Origin of the sequence: Sphingopyxis sp. SE2 (assembly GCF_032227185.1) — a bacterium.
Lineage (GTDB): Bacteria > Pseudomonadota > Alphaproteobacteria > Sphingomonadales > Sphingomonadaceae > Sphingopyxis.
In genome coordinates this window covers 2,607,220-2,624,043 of record NZ_JAPMXW010000001.1, presented here as the reverse complement: position 1 = coordinate 2,624,043, position 16,824 = coordinate 2,607,220, and the positions used below count along the sequence as shown (strand labels likewise).

13 protein-coding genes are annotated in these 16,824 nt (G+C 65.6%); 5 read left to right on the top strand and 8 right to left on the bottom strand.

What is annotated here, in order from left to right; genetic code table 11:
* Positions 1–32: 32 nt before the first annotated feature.
* A complete protein-coding gene (acnA, locus tag OVY29_RS12435; protein ID WP_313911508.1) occupies positions 33–2,705 on the bottom strand; it encodes an aconitate hydratase AcnA in 2,673 nt (890 codons plus the stop codon).
* Between the two features lie 229 nt (positions 2,706–2,934).
* On the opposite strand from acnA, the gene OVY29_RS12430 reads away from it, so the two are divergent.
* The 5 genes from OVY29_RS12430 to OVY29_RS12410 all read left to right on the top strand — a co-directional run bounded on the left by OVY29_RS12430 (position 2,935) and on the right by OVY29_RS12410 (position 7,182).
* Positions 2,935–3,744: a hypothetical protein gene (locus OVY29_RS12430; protein ID WP_313911507.1), complete on the top strand. Its 810-nt coding sequence runs from the start codon at positions 2,935–2,937 to the stop codon at positions 3,742–3,744.
* 154 nt (positions 3,745–3,898) lie between these two features.
* Entirely contained in the window at positions 3,899–4,819 is a 921-nt protein-coding gene (locus OVY29_RS12425) for an IS1595 family transposase (RefSeq protein WP_313911506.1), read from the top strand.
* A 301-nt stretch (positions 4,820–5,120) separates the two neighbouring features.
* Positions 5,121–5,387 (top strand): hypothetical protein, encoded by a 267-nt coding sequence (locus OVY29_RS12420; protein WP_313911505.1) that lies wholly within the window; start codon positions 5,121–5,123, stop codon positions 5,385–5,387.
* Between the two features lie 202 nt (positions 5,388–5,589).
* Positions 5,590–6,282, top strand: a complete 693-nt coding sequence (locus OVY29_RS12415) for a hypothetical protein (RefSeq protein WP_313911504.1) — start codon at positions 5,590–5,592, stop codon at positions 6,280–6,282.
* A 150-nt stretch (positions 6,283–6,432) separates the two neighbouring features.
* Positions 6,433–7,182: a hypothetical protein gene (locus tag OVY29_RS12410; protein WP_313911503.1), complete on the top strand. Its 750-nt coding sequence runs from the start codon at positions 6,433–6,435 to the stop codon at positions 7,180–7,182.
* Here the strand turns inward: OVY29_RS12410 and OVY29_RS12405 are convergent.
* The 7 genes from OVY29_RS12405 to OVY29_RS12375 form a co-directional block, all read right to left on the bottom strand.
* Positions 7,172–7,351, bottom strand: a complete 180-nt coding sequence (locus OVY29_RS12405; RefSeq protein ID WP_037557238.1) for a Flp family type IVb pilin — start codon at positions 7,349–7,351, stop codon at positions 7,172–7,174. The two genes, OVY29_RS12410 and OVY29_RS12405, sit on opposite strands and share 11 nt — an antisense overlap.
* Before the next feature lie 119 nt (positions 7,352–7,470).
* Positions 7,471–8,475: a LacI family DNA-binding transcriptional regulator gene (locus tag OVY29_RS12400; protein WP_313911502.1), complete on the bottom strand. Its 1,005-nt coding sequence runs from the start codon at positions 8,473–8,475 to the stop codon at positions 7,471–7,473.
* A gap of 61 nt (positions 8,476–8,536) precedes the next feature.
* A complete protein-coding gene (locus OVY29_RS12395; RefSeq protein ID WP_313911501.1) occupies positions 8,537–9,532 on the bottom strand; it encodes a DUF2891 domain-containing protein in 996 nt (331 codons plus the stop codon).
* 7 nt (positions 9,533–9,539) lie between these two features.
* Positions 9,540–10,478 (bottom strand): DUF979 domain-containing protein, encoded by a 939-nt coding sequence (locus OVY29_RS12390; RefSeq protein ID WP_313911500.1) that lies wholly within the window; start codon positions 10,476–10,478, stop codon positions 9,540–9,542.
* Entirely contained in the window at positions 10,475–11,146 is a 672-nt protein-coding gene (locus tag OVY29_RS12385; RefSeq protein WP_313911499.1) for a DUF969 domain-containing protein, read from the bottom strand. Before OVY29_RS12385 ends, OVY29_RS12390 begins: the two co-directional genes overlap by 4 nt.
* Positions 11,147–11,346: 200 nt before the next feature.
* Positions 11,347–15,030: a hydantoinase B/oxoprolinase family protein gene (locus OVY29_RS12380; RefSeq protein ID WP_313911498.1), complete on the bottom strand. Its 3,684-nt coding sequence runs from the start codon at positions 15,028–15,030 to the stop codon at positions 11,347–11,349.
* Positions 15,014–16,660, bottom strand: a complete 1,647-nt coding sequence (locus OVY29_RS12375) for a CHASE domain-containing protein (protein WP_313911497.1) — start codon at positions 16,658–16,660, stop codon at positions 15,014–15,016. Before OVY29_RS12375 ends, OVY29_RS12380 begins: the two co-directional genes overlap by 17 nt.
* Positions 16,661–16,824 lie beyond the last annotated feature (164 nt).

Genomic DNA, 16,824 nt, shown 5'->3' with positions numbered 1-16,824 from the left:
GCGGGCGCTCATAGCATCAGCGGCGCGCGGCGTCAGGCCGCGAGCTTGCGCAGCACATAGTGCAGGATGCCGCCGTTCATATAATATTCGACCTCGTTCGCGGTATCGATGCGGCAGAGCGTGTCGAAAGCGAAGGTCGAGCCGTCGGGGCGGGTGACGTTCACGGAGACCGTCTGGCGCGGCTTCAGGTCCGCGACGCCGGTGATCGTGAACTGGTCGTCGCCGGTCAGGCCCAGCGTCTCGCGGCTCTGGCCTTCGAGGAACTGCAACGGCAGCACGCCCATGCCGACGAGGTTCGAGCGGTGGATACGCTCGAAGCTTTCGACGATTACCGCGCGGACGCCGAGCAGGTTCGTGCCCTTCGCCGCCCAGTCGCGCGACGAGCCGGTGCCATATTCCTTGCCCGCGATGACCACCAAAGGCGTGCCGTCGGCCTTGTGGCGCATCGCGGCGTCGTAGATCGGCATGACCTCCGAGCCGTAGCGCGACATGCCGCCCTCGATGCCGGGGACCATTTCGTTTTTGATGCGGATGTTGGCGAAGGTGCCGCGCATCATGACGTCGTGGTGGCCGCGGCGGGCGCCGTAGCTGTTGAAGTCGGCCTTGCTAACCTGATGTTCCATAAGCCATTTTCCGGCCGGCGAGTCCGCCTTGATGCTGCCGGCGGGGCTGATGTGGTCGGTCGTGATGCTGTCGCCGAGGATCGCGAGCGGCTTCGCGCCCACGATGTCCGACACGGGCGCCGGGGTCATCGTCATGCCCCCGAAGTACGGCGGGTTCGCCACGTAAGTGGAGCCGGCGCGCCACTGATAGGTGTCGCTGCCTTCGACTTCGATCTTCTGCCAATGCTCGTCGCCCTTGTAGACATGGGCGTAGCGCGCCTCGAACATGTCGCGGTCGACCGCGCCCTGCACCGTCTCGGCGACTTCCTGGTTGGTCGGCCAGATGTCCTTCAGGAACACGTCGTTGCCCGACTGGTCCTGCCCGATCGGGGTGGTGGTGAAATCCTCGATCACCGTGCCCTTCAGCGCATAGGCGACGACGAGCGGCGGGGAAGCCAAGAAGTTCGCGCGCACGTCGGGCGACACGCGGCCTTCGAAGTTGCGGTTGCCCGAGATCACGGCCGCGGCGACGAGGCCGTTTTCGTTGATCGCCTTCGAAATCGGCTCGGCGAGCGGGCCCGAGTTGCCGATGCAGGTCGTGCAGCCATAGCCGACGAGGTTGAAGCCGATATTGTCGAGATGCTTCTGCAGCCCGGCCTTCTCCAGATAGTCGGTGACGACCTGCGACCCCGGGGCGAGCGAGGTCTTGACCCACGGCTTGGGCTTCAGCCCCAGCGCGTCGGCCTTTTTCGCAACGAGCCCCGCGGCGACGAGCACGCCGGGGTTCGAGGTGTTGGTGCAGCTGGTGATCGCGGCGATGGTGACGTCGCCGTCGCCGATGTCGAAATCCTTGCCCTCGACCGGCACGCGCGCCTGCGCCTTGTTATAGACCTTCGCCATGTCGGCGTTGAACACATCGTCGACGTCGGGAAGCGAGACGCGGTCCTGCGGACGCTTCGGCCCCGCGAGTGACGGCACGACGCTGCCGAGGTCGAGTTCGAGCGTGTCGGTGAAAATGGGGTCCGCGGCACCTTCGACGATCCACAGGCCCTGCGCCTTGGCATAGGCTTCGACCAGCGCGATATTCTCTTCGCTGCGCCCGGTCAGGCGCATATAATCGAGCGTCTTGTCGTCGATGCCGAAGAAGCCGCAGGTCGCGCCATATTCGGGCGCCATATTGGCGAGCGTCGCGCGGTCGGCGAGGCTGAGCGAGGCGAGGCCGGGGCCGAAATATTCGACGAAGCGGCCGACGACGCCGCGCTCGCGCAGCATCTGCGTCGCGGTGAGCACCAGGTCGGTCGCGGTGACGCCTTCCTTCAGCTTGCCGGTGAATTTGAAGCCGACGACTTCGGGGATGAGCATCGACACGGGCTGGCCGAGCATCGCGGCCTCGGCCTCGATTCCGCCGACGCCCCAGCCGAGCACGCCGAGCCCGTTGATCATCGTCGTGTGGCTGTCGGTGCCGACGCAGGTGTCGGGATAGGCGACCATGTTACCGTCGGCATCCTCGCTCGACCAAACCGCCTGCGCGATATGCTCCAGATTGACCTGGTGGCAGATGCCGGTGCCCGGGGGCACCGCCTTGAAATTGTCGAGCGACTTCGATCCCCATTTCAGGAAGTCGTAGCGCTCGCCATTGCGATAATATTCGATCTCGACATTCTGCTCGAACGCCTTGGGATGGCCGAATTCGTCGACCATCACCGAGTGGTCGATGACGAGGTGGACGGGGACGAGCGGGTTGATCTTCGACGTGTCGCCGCCGAGCGTCGCGATCGCATCGCGCATCGCGGCGAGGTCGACGACGCAGGGAACGCCGGTGAAATCCTGCAGCAGCACGCGCGCCGGGCGATACTGGATCTCGCGGTTCGAATGCGGGTCCTTCTGCCAGTCGACCAGCGCCTGCACGTCATCCTTCGACACGGTGAAGCCGCCATCCTCGAAGCGCAGCAGGTTTTCGAGCAGCACCTTCATCGAGAAGGGCAGCCGCGAAACGTCGCCGAGCTTGGCTGCGGCCTTGTCGAGCGAATAATAGGCGTAGCTTTTGCCGCCGACGTCGAGCGTCGAGCGGGTGCCCAGCGTGTCGTTACCCGTGGTGGTCATAGGATTGCAGTCCCCATGTTGGCGCGGCGGGGAATGACGGCCGGTGCCCGTTCGGGAGAGCGGAGCTAAGCGGAGTCGCACGCGCAGGTTTATGTTAGCGCCGCCACTTACGCGCGCCGAGGTGAAATGCAAGGGTGGGGAGGGGCTGGCTTGTTGAAGGTCGAGAAGGCGACGGCAGCGTCGCAATTCAGACTCGACTCGAACTTTACAACCCTTGTAAATTGATGGGATGCCCACGTTCCAAGTATTCATCGATGAAGCTGGAGATCCGGGCGTTAAGCCAAAGGTGATCGATGGGCCGCATTTGACCGATTGGTTTGTCGTTTCAGCCGTTGTCGTTAGCTACCAAAAACGGCTCGACGTGGTGGATTGGGTGCGAGATATGAATGAGGCGGTTCGTAATCTCAATTCGGACGCTCTTCATTATAGGAATCTATCTGAACCAAATAGGGCGCGTGTCTGCCGAATGTTGGGTAGGAAGCCTTGTAGAATTTTTGCTGTTGCTTCGCACAAAGATAGCATGAGAAGGCACTACAATCCAAATCTGGGGCGAGCGAACGACAAAATTTTCTACAACTGGTGCCTAAGACTGCTTTTAGAGCGTGTCACGGAATGGTGCTATCTTTGGCTGCTCCTATGTTGCGGCATTGAGATAACGGAACAACTCTCTGGAGAGCTTTGCAAAAACCGCAACGGTCACATTCTGGCGCTCGTTATAGGTGCCTTTGCCGATGGCCGGATCGCCAAAAGGCCAGCGATCCGGCTCGGGAATAAATTGCAAACTACAGATGACCAATGGCTAACCAACCTCGTTGCACGAGCCACAGGCTTCTCAAGGGCGGCATTCAGCGGGCCATTGGCTGATGAGTTCAACCATCTCGCTGGCAAATCTGTGAAACTGGTTGACATCCAAGCGCACATTGAAGCGGTGAAGCCATCCGGTAAGAGTGCCATTAGTCGGACCCGCTATGGATACGATAGTGACGATGATGACGACGACTGGGGTTTCGCCCTAGACTGGAATCAAGACGAGGATTGATGCGACTAGGGTCTGCGTGGGTAAGTACGCTGAATCCCATAAATTACACTTTCCTACATTATCCAAATGGGTTCAAAGTCATTCCGATTCATTCCAAGTGATTCGGCAATTATATACTTGACAAAGCAGCCCATGAGACGGCATAAAATAGGGCATGACGAACATCACCGCCCCGCACTTTCACGACGAAACCAAGGCCCGCGAGCATTTGGAAGCGATCCGTTGGCCTGAAGGTCCGTTCTGTCCCCATTGCGGTTCGTTCGCTGCAACCCGCCTTGAGGGCAAGAAGCACCGCGCGGGCCTGATCCAGTGCAACGATTGCCGCGAGCAATACACCGTCACCGTTGGCACCGTGTTCGAACGCTCGAAGGTTCCCCTTCACAAATGGCTGCTCTGCAATCACCTGCTTTGCGCGTCCAAGAAGGGCATGAGTGCAAAGCAAATCGAGCGTATGCTCGGCGTCACCTACAAAACCGCTTGGTTCATGTGCCATCGCATCCGTGAAGCGATGAAGGCCGACGAAACCGATGGCCCGCTTGGCGGCAATACTCCCTCGCGTATCGTTGAGGCCGATGAAACCTATGTTGGCGGCAAGGCAAAGAACCGCGCTTGGGGCAAAATCCCTGAAAAGAAGATCGTCGTCTCGCTGGTCGAGCGCGAAGGCCACGTTCGCAGCTTCCACATCGCCAACCTGAACGCGAAAGACATTCGCGCCCTGATCGTCACCAACGTGGACCGCAAGGCGCACCTGATGACCGACGAAAGCAGCATGTATAAGCAGGTCGGCCTTGAAATGCGCGCTCACACCGCCGTCCATCACGGCAAGAAGCAGTATGTCCGCCACCAAGGCCTGTCGCACAGCAACACCGCCGAAAACTTCTTCTCCATCTTCAAGCGCGGCGTGATCGGCACCTATCACCATATGAGCGAGGCGCACCTTGCCCGCTACACCGCCGAATTTGATTTCCGCTACAACACCCGCACCATGACCGACGCCGAACGTAGCGCGGTTGCCCTGTCGCGCATCGGCGGCAAGCGTCTGACCTATCGGCGGACTGACGCAATCGCAGCCTGATTGGTATGAGGCGCCGCGCCAGATTGGTGAGCGCCGAAAGCGTTGGTCGCGTTCCTGATATGGGCGCGAATCGTTCTTTCCGTGCCAGATGAGAACAGATTCGACAAAACGGCGGTTTTCAGCTACCTAAACGAACTAAGGCGGCCCTCGCGGACCGCCTTATTCGAGATTGGCAATTTCCTTGGACGGGTCGCCAGTCCCAAAGTGGTTGAAACAGGTAAGTGCTCCAATCCCTAGCAGTTTTGTAGTGCCATGTTTTCCGCCATTTTGCAAGGCCCGTCCTTAGACGACGGAGGCCACCATGGCTTATTTTGCAGTATCCTATCAACTCAACAAATCCAAAGAATACAAGCCTCTTTGGGCGGAGTTCGCACGGCTCAACGCGCACAAAGCAATGAATGATTATTATCTAGTCGACGTTGAGACCGACAGCGCCGTCGTGCTCCGAGATCATCTAGCGGCGCTGGTCGATAACGACGATATGATCTTCGTGGCCAAACTGGAAAGCCGTCCTGCGCCCTACAAATGCAATCAGGGCACAAAGGCTTGGCTAGACGCTCGCTTCTAAGCGGGATCGCGCGGGGTGCGGTCAGGTCTTCCAAACCGCACCCCGTCGATAAACACGGTGAGGCCAAAGACGCTACTCAGAAGGCCGACGAGCCTTTTTCTTAGGGGCATCAACCTGGCTCTCCTTTTTCGCCTTGTGCGGTGTCGGTGGCGTCGCCAGCATCCGGCGAAGCGTCTCTAGCTCTTTTTGATCGGTGTCAGACATGGCAGCCATAGTGCCCGAACCTTTCTTAGCCTCAAAGCTCAAAGTCGAGCGCGCGCGACAACACATTGGCGAACTGGACGAGTTGTTGCGCAACCACTACGCCACGCATCCTCCTGTCTCAACTTTCATCGAAGCGAAGGACGGAAAAGACGCTCAAATTCATGTTCGCGGTAGTGCCCCACCCCCAGTGGTCGGTGCGATAGTTGGTGACGCTGTCCATAATCTTAGGGCGGCCCTAGATTTGATGGCCGTGTCTCTCGTCGAGCTGAGGGGTCAAAATTCCAAAAGCGTCTACTTCCCGTTCTGCGAGCAAGAGGTCGACCTAGACCTGATGATCAAGAAGCGGAATTTCCACCGCGCTGGCCCTGAGTCGGTAGCACTTCTTGAAAGCCTCAAACCTTTCAAAGGGGGGAACATTGCGCTTCGCGCTATCCACGACCTCGATATTCAGGACAAACACCACCGCCTCATTCCGTCTACTAACATGATGACGACGCCAGAGGTCTACGCAGACACGTCAACATGGCCGCCGGTCATCCGCATGGTCGAGGGCAGCGTCCCCGAAATCGCTGTGAGCTTTCCTACCGACAGCGTGTTCGCTGGTCGCGAGATAGTCCCAACGCTTCATGAGCTGGTGGAGCTTGTTGAGGGCACGCTGGAAGCGTTCGCTGCCCTCTCCGCCAATCCATAATGTGCTTTGAATGCCGGCCTGTCGGTGCTGCTGTAGATCGGCCATCCTGCTTTCTCAAGTATATAATTGCCAGTGATTCGGGAGATGCAGCTATGGGACGTAAGGTGGCGCGGGTTCGCGGGTTCGCGGGAAATCGGGGAGAAGGGCGGCGTGGGGATTAGGCCCTCCCCGCTGCGACTAGCGGGCAAGCCTGCACTTCCCGAAGCGGGAGGGATCAAAGGGGGCGGAGGGCCTAAGCTCGCCAATCCCTTCATGCCCGGGCTGCGCATTCGCGAGGATGGGTGGACCGCGGCGCGGACGCGGACGTTTCTGGCGGTGCTCGCGCAGTCGGGGTGCGTCACCGATGCGGCGCGCGTTGCGGGGATGAGCCGCAAGTCGGTCAACGACGCGCGGCGGCGTTTCGAGGAATTCGATCGCGCCTGTTCGACCGCGCTGGCGCGCGCGCAGCGCGGGCTCACGGCGATCGCCTATGAACGCGCGGTGGTGGGGCGCGAGATGGTGGTGATCCGCGACGGCAAGGAGGTCGAGCGGCGGATCGTGCCGTCGGATTCGATGCTCGGGCTGCTGATCAAGCGCGGCGAGCTGGGAGAGGGCGGCGCGGCGGGAACGCTCTACCGGCGCTATGACGGCGATGCGGCGATCAGCGCCGAGGAGCATCTGGCGGGCTGGCGCTTCGACGGCGGGGGAATCAAATATTTCCATCCGGGCAGCGCGATTGAGAAGCTGGTCGGCAAGCTCGACCGGATGCGCGCCGCGGCCGCCGCGGAGGAGGTGGAACGCGGTTGCTGCATGCGCTGCGGCCAGCCGGCGACGGGCGAGGCCGCCGCGCGGCTGGCGGCGGCGCGCGGTGAGAAGGCAGGCGGCAACGAAAGGGGCGAGGACGGGGCCGCTAACGATTGAGCGCGTCGTTGATCGTCGTGAAGATGGTTTCGAGATTGAGCCCGAGCGTCTGGAAGGCGATGATGCACGCGAGCGCGATCAGCGCGGCGATCAGCCCATATTCGATCGCGGTGGCGCCGCGCTGGTCCTTCAGCAATGTTCGTTCGCGCATCGCCCGTTCGCGCATCATCCGCTCGCCCTTCGCTCGTCATGGTCCCGCGCCGCGATAGGGCGGCGCGCATGGCGGGCGGGTTGACGAACAGGCTTAACGCGCGGGCAAGGCGGTGTTTTTCGCGGCGCGCCGCGCGCTCAGGCGGTGCCGCGGACGACGAGGTGGACGGGGATGCGCGTGCCGCTGCGCGTGCGTTCGTCATCCTCGAGCGCCATCGCGACGAGCGCCTCGCCCGCGGCGTCGAGATCGGGTTCGAGCGTGGTGAGCGCGGGGTCGGCGAGGGTGCCGGCGCGGATGCCGTCGAAGCCGATCAGCGCGACGTCCTGCGGCACGCGGCGGCCGGCGTCCTTGAGCCCCTGCAGCACGCCCAGGGCGAGCATGTCGCTGGCGGCGAAGATCGCGTCGGTTTCGGGATGCGCCGCTAGCAAGGCCTGCACCGCGGCGACGCCCTGCGCGTGGCGGTCGGCGGCGGCGGGGGGCTCGGCGACGATCGGGGTGAGGCCGTGGAGGCCGAGCGCGGCGGTGAAGCCGTCGCGGCGCTCGTCGAACTGGCGCTGCGGCGACTGCTGCGGCCCGACGAAGGCGATGTGGCGGCGGCCGGTCGCGATAAAATGCTCGGCGGCGAGCTGGCCGCCGATGTCATTCTCGCTCCGCATCCAGTGGAAGGGACTGCCCGGGCTGCCCCAGCAGACGAAGTCGAGGCCCGACGCCTGCGCCTCGGCGAAATATTTCCACGCCGCGCGGTTGCTGGTGGTGCCGATGACGATCATCGCGTCGGCGAGCCCGCTGGCGACGAAATCGGCGCGGAAATTGTCTTCATTCTCCTGGAACGAGACGAGCAGGTTGAAGCCGCGCGCCGAGGTCGCGGCGGCGATGCTGCCGAGCAGCGCGAAATAGAAGGGGTTGATCGCGCTGCGGTCCTCGCCGGGGCGGCAGATGGTGACGAGCGCGATCGTCTCGCTGCTCTTGAGGCGCAGCGACGAGGCGTGGCGGTCGACGACATAGCCGAGCTCGCGTGCGGCGGCGGCGACGCGCGCGCGCGTTTCGGCGTTGACGCCGGGCGAGCCCCGGAGCGCGCGCGAGACGGTCGATTGCGACACGCCGGCGCGTTCGGCGACGTCGAACGATGTGGGACGCAGCATCTTTCCGTTCACCTCTGGCCTCTCCCCCTCGCGCCGTCTGTTGCCGCGCGGGCGGGGCTTGTCAATCGGCGAGGCCGTCGAGCGCGAGCAAGGCGAAGCTCGCGAGCCAGTGCTCGCCCATATAGTCGCCGGTGACGTGGGGGAGCGCGGCGGCGAGGTGGCGCTCGGCCGCGGCCTCGGCTTGCGCAGCGACGGGATGCGCGGGGCCGAGCGCGGCGGCGATGGCGCGCCAGCTCCACGCGCGGCTGAGGTTGAGCCCGTCGAGGTGCGCGATCTTGCCGTCGCTGCGGTCGGAGACGGTGGCGGGGGTGAAGAGGGTGGCGGGTTGTTCGCTGGCGGCGCGGGGCAGGAAGGCGTCGAACCAGCGGGGGAAATCGACGCCGAGGACGGCGGTCATCAGATGCGCTTCGGTGAGCGCCGAGGAGAGGAATTCGTCGCCGCCGGGTTCCCACGCCTGACAGTCGCGGTCGGCCTCGAACCAACTGCGGGCGCGGGCGTCGATGAGGGCGATGAGTGCGGGGTCGCGGCCTTCGGCCCAGTGGCGCGCGAGGAGGAGCGCGAAGGCGATATTGAAATGGGTGCCGACGCGCAAGGGATAGGTGAGCTTGGGCAGGAAGGCGTGGAAGCGTTCGGCGAAGGCGCGCGCGAGCGGTTCGAGCGCGGCGCTCCACGGGGCGTCGTGGCGCGCTGCTTCGGCGTGGAGGGCGAGGAGCCAGGCCCAGCCGTAAGGGCGCTCGAAGGCGGCGGAGTAAGGGCGCAACAGGAAGGCGAGTTCGCCCGCGACCTTGCCGGGAACGAGCATGGCGTCGGCGCGCGCGCGGATGTCCGCGGCGACGGGAAGATCGGGGAAGCGGCGCGCGAGGCGGAGGATTTGCCACCAGCCATGGACGCAGCTGTGCCAGTCGAAGCTGCCGTGGAAGATGGGATGGTGCTCGCGCGGGGGCCTGGCGTCCTCGGGGCCGGTGAGGACGAGGTCCATCTTGTAGGGATATTCGCGGCCGAGATGCGCGAGGGTCGCGGTCGCGAAGCGGGTGGCGTGGTCGGGGGTGAGGTGCATGAAGTGCCTAGAAAGCGAAGAGCCAGATGAAGAGGATGTTCACCGCGAGCAAGGGTACCGCGGTGCCGATCTGCGCCTTGATCACGCCATAGGGATTCTTGAGCTCGAGCAAGGCCGCGGGGACGAGGTTGAAGTTGGCCGCCATCGGGGTCATCAGCGTGCCGCAGAAGCCCGCGAGCATGCCGATCGCGGCGACGACCGCTGGGTCGCCGTCATATTGCTCGATGAGCAGGGGCATGCCGACCGCGGCGAGCATCACCGGGAAGGCGGCGAAGGCGTTGCCCATCACCATGGTGAAGAGCGCCATGCCGAGCCCGAAGGCGAGGGTGGCGCCGAACAGGCTGCCTTCGGGGATTGTCGTGCCGATGAGGTCGCCGACGACTTCGCCCACGCCGGCGAGGGCGAAGACTGCGCCGAGGCTGGCGAGCATCTGCGGCAGGATCGCGGCCCAGCCGACCGCGTCGAGCAGGCGGCGCCCCTGCTCGAGCGGGAGCAGCGGCGGCGGTTTGAGGCGCGCCATGCCGACGCCAAGCGCGATGAGCACGCCGATGGCAAGCGAGATGAGTGTCGCCTGTTGGGGGTCGGCGAGGCCGGGGATCCATTTGAAGAGGAAGGTGCCCGCGAGCGCGACCGCGGGGATGATCAGCGCGACGAGGAGCAGGAAATTGCCGTGCTTCGCGGCGCGCTGTGCCTGCACATCGGGCGGAACGTCGCCGCCGGGCGCGCGGCCGATCTGGCCGGTTCCGGCGATGGCCACCAGTGCGAGCACGAGCAGTCCGTTGCCGAAGTCGCCGAGCCGGTCGCCCGCGAGCATCGAGACGGCGAGCAGGCCCCAGAAGGCGGCGTTGCCGAAGCGTTTGGGGTTGGTGCGGTCACGAAGTCCGAGGAAGGCGAAGGCCGCGAAGGCCAGCCCGGCGAGAACATAGACGAAGCCGAGCGTGATCATGCGCTCGCCTCCGCTTTTGCCATGCGCTTTTCGAGGCGGCGGAGGCGGAGGCCGTGGATGATGAAGGCGGCGATCGCGGTCGGGATCGCCCAGAGCGAGAAATGCAGCGGCTCGATGACATAGCCATAGCCTTCGAGCACGCCCTTCATCAGCAGGATCGAGCCGATCGCGAGAAAGATATCCTCGCCGAAGAAGAGGCCGACATTGTCGGTCGCGGCGGCGAAGGCCTTGACCTCCTCGCGCTGGTCGCCCGAGAGCGCGGCGTTCTTCGCCTCGGCGGCGGCTTCGGCCATGGGCGCGACGAGCGGGCGGACCGTCTGCGGATGGCCCGCGACCGAGGTGAGACCGACCGCGGCCATCGCCTGTCGCAGCAAGAGGTAGGAGGTGAGCAGGCGGCCGAGCGTTGCGCCCTTCATGCGGCCGATCAGGCTGCGGGCGTGCTGTTGCAGGCCGTAAGCTTCGAGCAGGCCGATCACGGGGAGGACGATCCAGACGATCGAGACATAGCGCGTGTCGTTGAACGCCTTGCCGAAGGCGGCGACGATCGCGGCGATGTCGAGCCCAGCGGCGAGCCCGGTCGCGAGCGCCGAGGCCATGATCACGAGCAGCGGATTGAAGCGGAGCAGGAAGCCCGCGATGATGATGAGGATGCCGATCAGGACGAGCATCTATTTCCCTCCCCATTGATGGGGGAGGCAGCGAGACTTGGCAGCTTGCTGGCTAGTCGCAGCGGTGGGGGTGCGGTTTCGGCCTGCGGGGACGGTGCGGGGACGCGCCTTCACCCTCATCCAACTTCGCCTAATCGCTTCGCGATAAGGCTGCGTATCCTTCTCCCATCGAGGGAGAAGGAGGCGGTGCAGCGATGCTTTCAATCCCGATCCCCCTTGGCATTTCCATAGCCCCCGCCGCCGGGCGTTTCGATCACGAAGGCGTCGCCCGCTTCGAGATCGGCGCTGCCGGTGGCGCCCAGCATTTCGACCCGGCCGTCGGCGCGTTCGACCCAGTTGCGCCCCGGTACGGCATCGTCGCCGCCCGCGAGGCCCGCAGGGGGTATCTTGCGGCGGTTGGCGAGGATGTTCGCGGTCATGGGCTCGCGGAAGCGGATGCGGCGGGTGGCGCCGTCGCCGCCGTGCCAGCGGCCCGCGCCGCCCGAGCCTTTGCGGATCGCGAACTCTTCGACAATGACGGGGAAGCGGGTTTCCATGACTTCGGGGTCGGTCATTCGGCTGTTGGTCATATGGGTCTGGATCACGGCTGTGCCGTCGAAGCCGGGACCGGCGCCCGATCCGCCGGCGATCGTCTCATAATATTGGTGGCGCTCGTTCCCGAAGGTGAAATTGTTCATCGTGCCCTGCGCGGGGGCCATCGCGCCGAAGGCGGCGAAGAGCGCGTCGGTGATGACCTGGCTCGTCTCGACATTGCCCGCGACGACCGCGGCGGGATAGCGCGGGCTGAGCATCGAATCTTCGGGGACGATCAATGTCACCGGGGCGAGGCAGCCCTCGTTCATCGGGATCGGGTCGTCGAGCATCGTGCGCAGGACATAGAGGACGGCGGCGCGGACGACGGGCAGCGGCGCGTTGAAATTGTCGGGGAGGGTGGCGCTGGAGCCGGTGAAGTCGATGGTGACGTTGCGGGCTTCACGGGCGACCTTCACGGCGACCGCGACCTCGGCGCCGTTGTCCATCGCGTAGCGGAAGTGGCCGTTCTCGAGACGCGCTATCAGCTGGCGGACGGCGGCTTCGGCCTGGCGCTGGCCGTGCGCCATATAGGCGGCGACGGTCGCGGCGCCGTGCGTTGCGGAAAGGTCGGCGAGCGCGCTCGCGCCGCGTTGGCAGGCGGCGACCTGCGCTTTGAGGTCGGCGATGTTGAGCGCGGGGTTGCGTGCGGGCCATTCGCTTGTCGTGAGGTGCGCGTGGACATCGGCGTCGAGGAAATGGCCGTCGTCGACGATCAGCCTGTTGTCGAAGAGGATGCCTTCGTCGGCGATGCTCCTGCTGTCGGGGGGCATCGAGCCGGGGGCGATGCCGCCGAGGTCGGCGTGATGGCCGCGTGCGGCGACGAAGAAGCTTGGCGTGTCGCCTTCAACGAAAACCGGCATGATGACGGTGATGTCGGGGAGGTGGGTGCCGCCGTCATAAGGGGCGTTGAGCGCATAGGCGTCGCCCGGGCGGATGCCGCGGCCGTCGCGCGGCCGACCGTCGGCGCCGGGACCGCGCTGGCGCAGGATGGTGCGGACGCTTTCGCCCATCGATCCCAAGTGAACGGGCATGTGCGGGGCGTTGGCGACGAGACTGCCCGCGCCGTCGAAGATCGCGCAGGAGAAATCGAGCCGCTCGCGGATGTTGATCGACGAGGCGCTGTGCTGGAGCGCGCCGCCCATTTCCTCGGCGATCGCCATGAACAGGCTGTTGAAGATTTCGAGGCGGATCGGGTCTGGTGCTTCTTCACCCCTCCCCTTCAGGGAGGCGGGTGCCGCGGCCAGCGCAAGGTCGATAGATCCACCCCAAACCCTCCCCCGAAGCGAGGGGCTTATCTGGTTTTTTGATAAGGCGCAGTCCTCCTGCTCGACCGATGCGGTCCAGCCGGGTTCGACGATGGTGGTCGAGAGCGCGTCGATGACGATCGCGGGGCCGGCGATGGTGCGGCCGGGGGCGAGGGCGCTGCGCTGGTGGAGCGGGACGGCGTGCGATACGCCGGCGAGCCAGACGGTGACGGTTTCGGGTTCGGTTTCGGCGGTCGGTGCGGGCGGGGGCAGGCTGGCAGGAGCGTCGCCCGCCTCGGTGAGTTCGACGCGGATGCGGTCGACGACGAGATCGGCGTGCGGGGCATAGCCGAAGCGCTGGCGGAAGGCGGCGGCGAAGGCCTGCCTGACGTCGGCGGGCGGCGCGAGGGGGAGTTCGATCGCATTGTCGCTGTCGGCGAGACGGACGAAGAGCAGGGTTTCGCGGGCGGTTTCGGCGCTCTCGGAGAGATCGGCGCGGGCCTGTTCGGCGAGTTCGGCTTCGGCAGCGGCGAGGGCGGCGGCGCAATCACGGTCGAGTTTGAGCGCGAGCGTGCGCTCGCGGATCGCCGAGGGCTTGGCGAGGCCCATGCCATAGGCCGAGAGCACCCCCGCGAGCGGATGGAGCAGGATTTCGTCGATCCCGAGCGCGTCGGCGACGAGGCAGACATGCTGGCCCGCGGCGCCGCCGAAGCCGACGAGGCTGTAGCCTTGGGTGACGTCGTGGCCGCGCGCGACGGTGATGCGCTTGATCGCGTTCGCCATCTGCTGAACCGCTATGGCGAGCAGGCCTTCGGCGAGGGCTTCGGGGGTGATGTTTCCGACCTCGGCGGCCATCGCGGCGAATTTTTCCACCACCACCGCGCGGTCGAGCGGCTGGTCGCCGTTCGGACCGAAGAGTTTGGGGAAATGATCGGGCTGGATCTTGCCGAGCAGGACGTTGCAGTCGGTGACGGTGAGCGGGCCGCCGCGGCCATAGGCGGCGGGGCCGGGGTTGGCGCCCGCGCTTTCGGGGCCGACGAGGAGGCGCGCGCCGTCCCAGCGGCAGATCGAGCCGCCGCCCGCGGCGACGGTGTGGATGCGCAGCATCGGGGCGCGGATGCGCGTGCCCGCGACGATGGTCTCGTTATCGCGTTCGAGGCGGCCGGCATAATGGCTGACGTCGGTCGAGGTGCCGCCCATGTCGAAGCCGATCAGGCGGTCTTTGCCGAGCGGCGCGGCGCTGCCGACCATGCCGACGATGCCGCCGGCGGGGCCCGAGAGGATCGCGTCGCGGCCGTGGAAGGCGGCTGCGGCGGCGAGGCCGCCCGAGCTTTTCATGAATTGCGGGTCGATGCCCTCTCCGAGCTGCGCGACGAACTGATCGACATAATGGCGCAGCACGGGCGAGAGATAGGCGTCGGCGAGCGTCGTGTCGCCGCGCCCGACGAGCTTGATCAGCGCGCTGACCTCGTGGCTGGTCGAGATTTGGGTGAAGCCGATCTCGCGCGCGATGTCGGCGAGGCGCAATTCGTGCGCCGGGTGGGCGTAGCCGTGCATCAGGACGATGGCGATGCTGGAAAGGCCGCGGTCGCGCGCGGTGGCGAGCGTGGCGCGCGCGGCCTCCTCGTCGAGCCGGGTCAGCACTTCGCCGTCGGGGGCGATGCGCTCGGCAATCTCCGCGACTTCGGCATGGGGCGGCGCGATGCGGTCGAGGCGGCGCGCGAACAGCTCGGGGCGGTCCTGATAGCCGATCGTCAGCGCGTCGCCGAAGCCGCGCGTGATCGCGAGCAGGGTCGCCTCGCCCTTGCGTTCGAGCAGTGCGTTGGTCGCGACGGTCGAGCCCATGCGGATCGCGAGCGGGGGCAGCGCGCCGTCCCCTGCGCCGGTGAGGTCGCGGATCGCGCCCACCGCGGCGTCGCCGGGGCGTGCGGGATCCTCGGAGAGATATTTGGTCGTGACGACGGCGCCGTCGGGGCGGCGCGCGACGACGTCGGTGAAGGTGCCGCCGCGGTCGATCCAGATTTGCCAGAGGGGGCCGGGACCCATGTCGTCAGTCGGGGGTGCCATATTCGGGCCAGCGAATGACGATGGCGAGGCGATTGTCAACCGCGGTGCGGGTCCAGCTGCCCTTCAATTGCCGCTCGATCAAGGTGCGGATGAACTGGGTGCCGAAACTTTCGCTTTCGATATGCGGGGTTTCGGCGAGGTCGCTTTCGGTCCAGTCGAGTTCGATCTCGCCATCGTCGCGGTGCCAGCCGACCGAAAGATGTCCCTTGCCCGCGAGCGCGCCATATTTGATGCTGTTGGTGACGAATTCGTGGATCGCGAGCGAGATCGCCTGCGCCCCCTCGTCGTCGAGGCGGACGTCGGGCCCGGCGATGGCGGCAAGCTGTTCGGCGGATACGCCCGCAAGATCGAGTTCGCGGTGAACGATCTGGCGAAGATCGACGCTGTCGAGCGCGCCGGTGACGAGCATCTGCTTCGCGTCGGACAGCGCGCGCATGCGGCCGTCGAAGCGCGTCTCGAAATCCTCGAGGCTGGTCGATTCGCGCAAGGTGATGCGCGCGAGCGCGCCGATGCGCGCGAAGGCGTTTTTCATCCGGTGCGCCATTTCGCCGATCATCAGTTCGCGGTCGGCGGCGCGGAGCGCCTGTTCGTCGGCGAGCGCCTGGAACGCGCCGACGCGGCGTTGCTGGAGGCGGTGGAGCTGCATCGCGAGCAGCATGATCGCGAAGCCGAAGAGGAAGATGGCGAAGGGCCGCCCGATCCGTTCGAGCAGCCGGCCGTAGGAAATGCGCATCGTCCATTGCCGGTCGGCGACGCGGAGTTTCTGTTCGTGCGTGTCCCAGCCCATCGTGCCGTGGCGGAAGACGAGCGGCGCCGACGGGCCTTCGCCGGCATAGATTTCGAGCCCCGCGATCGTGTCGAGCTGCGACCCGAGCACCGCGGTCATCAGGTCGTTGGTGCGGAAAGGCGCATAGACGAAGGCCTCGATGGGCCGCGCGTTCGGTGCGGTGGCGAAGACCGGTGGCGGCGACGCCTCGCCGGGCGGCTGCGCGCCGCCGGGCGCGGTGCGGCCGGCATAGATGGGGACGTAGATCAGGAAGCCGGGCTGCCGCCGCGCGACGCCCTTTTCCTGAACGAGCTGGACGATGCCGCTCGCCGCGGGCTGGCCGGTCTGCCACGCGCGGCGCATCGCCTCGCGCCGGATGCGTTCGCTGTACATGTCATAGCCGAGCGCATTGTGGCGGCGCGGCGTATAGGGTTCGACGAGTATGATCGGAAAGCCGATCGGCTGGCTGGTCGCGGGCCAGACGGATATGTCGCGCCCGTAATTCTGGCGCAGCATCGCCTCGGCCGCCGCCGGCGTTCCCTGCCGCATCGCCACCGCGATGCCGATCCCCTCCATCCCCGGTGCGTGCACCTGCGGCCGCAGCGACGCGAGATAGGCGCGAATGCCCGGCCCGCTCGACTGGCTGTCCGACTGATAGAGGGCGCGCACGCCTTCGAGCACCGCGATATGATCGCGCAGCCGCATGTTGACCTGTATCGCGACGCGGTCGGCGCGGTCGGCTTCCTCGCCGCGATTGTAAAGAAAGCTTGCACCCGCGGCGAGCAGCGTGGCGACCAATATCACAAGACCCACGAAGCGGGCGGAGAGCGCCAGCAGCCGATCTGCCCACAACGAAGGGCGCATCTGTTCATCCTGCCTGATGGCTGCCGCGGCAGCGCCCCCCTCTGCCGCCCGATGTTCCATGCCGCGCCGTCCTTGGCAAGTTTATTTCGCGCGCATGCGGCAGCGATGGGCGGGTTGCGATCCGCAACCTTTCGCATATGGTGGCGCGAAGAAAAGGAGAGACG

Coding starts and splice junctions, on each gene's coding strand:
- OVY29_RS12400 (WP_313911502.1), bottom strand. CDS start 8,475: ATGCTGCGTCCCACATCGTTCGACGTCGCCGAACGCGCCGGCGTGTCG.
- OVY29_RS12430 (WP_313911507.1), top strand. CDS start 2,935: ATGCCCACGTTCCAAGTATTCATCGATGAAGCTGGAGATCCGGGCGTT.
- OVY29_RS12390 (WP_313911500.1), bottom strand. CDS start 10,478: ATGATCACGCTCGGCTTCGTCTATGTTCTCGCCGGGCTGGCCTTCGCG.
- OVY29_RS12380 (WP_313911498.1), bottom strand. CDS start 15,030: ATGGCACCCCCGACTGACGACATGGGTCCCGGCCCCCTCTGGCAAATC.
- OVY29_RS12425 (WP_313911506.1), top strand. CDS start 3,899: ATGACGAACATCACCGCCCCGCACTTTCACGACGAAACCAAGGCCCGC.
- OVY29_RS12395 (WP_313911501.1), bottom strand. CDS start 9,532: ATGCACCTCACCCCCGACCACGCCACCCGCTTCGCGACCGCGACCCTC.
- OVY29_RS12385 (WP_313911499.1), bottom strand. CDS start 11,146: ATGCTCGTCCTGATCGGCATCCTCATCATCATCGCGGGCTTCCTGCTC.
- acnA (WP_313911508.1), bottom strand. CDS start 2,705: ATGACCACCACGGGTAACGACACGCTGGGCACCCGCTCGACGCTCGAC.
- OVY29_RS12420 (WP_313911505.1), top strand. CDS start 5,121: ATGGCTTATTTTGCAGTATCCTATCAACTCAACAAATCCAAAGAATAC.
- OVY29_RS12375 (WP_313911497.1), bottom strand. CDS start 16,660: ATGCGCCCTTCGTTGTGGGCAGATCGGCTGCTGGCGCTCTCCGCCCGC.
- OVY29_RS12415 (WP_313911504.1), top strand. CDS start 5,590: ATGGCAGCCATAGTGCCCGAACCTTTCTTAGCCTCAAAGCTCAAAGTC.
- OVY29_RS12405 (WP_037557238.1), bottom strand. CDS start 7,351: ATGATGCGCGAACGGGCGATGCGCGAACGAACATTGCTGAAGGACCAG.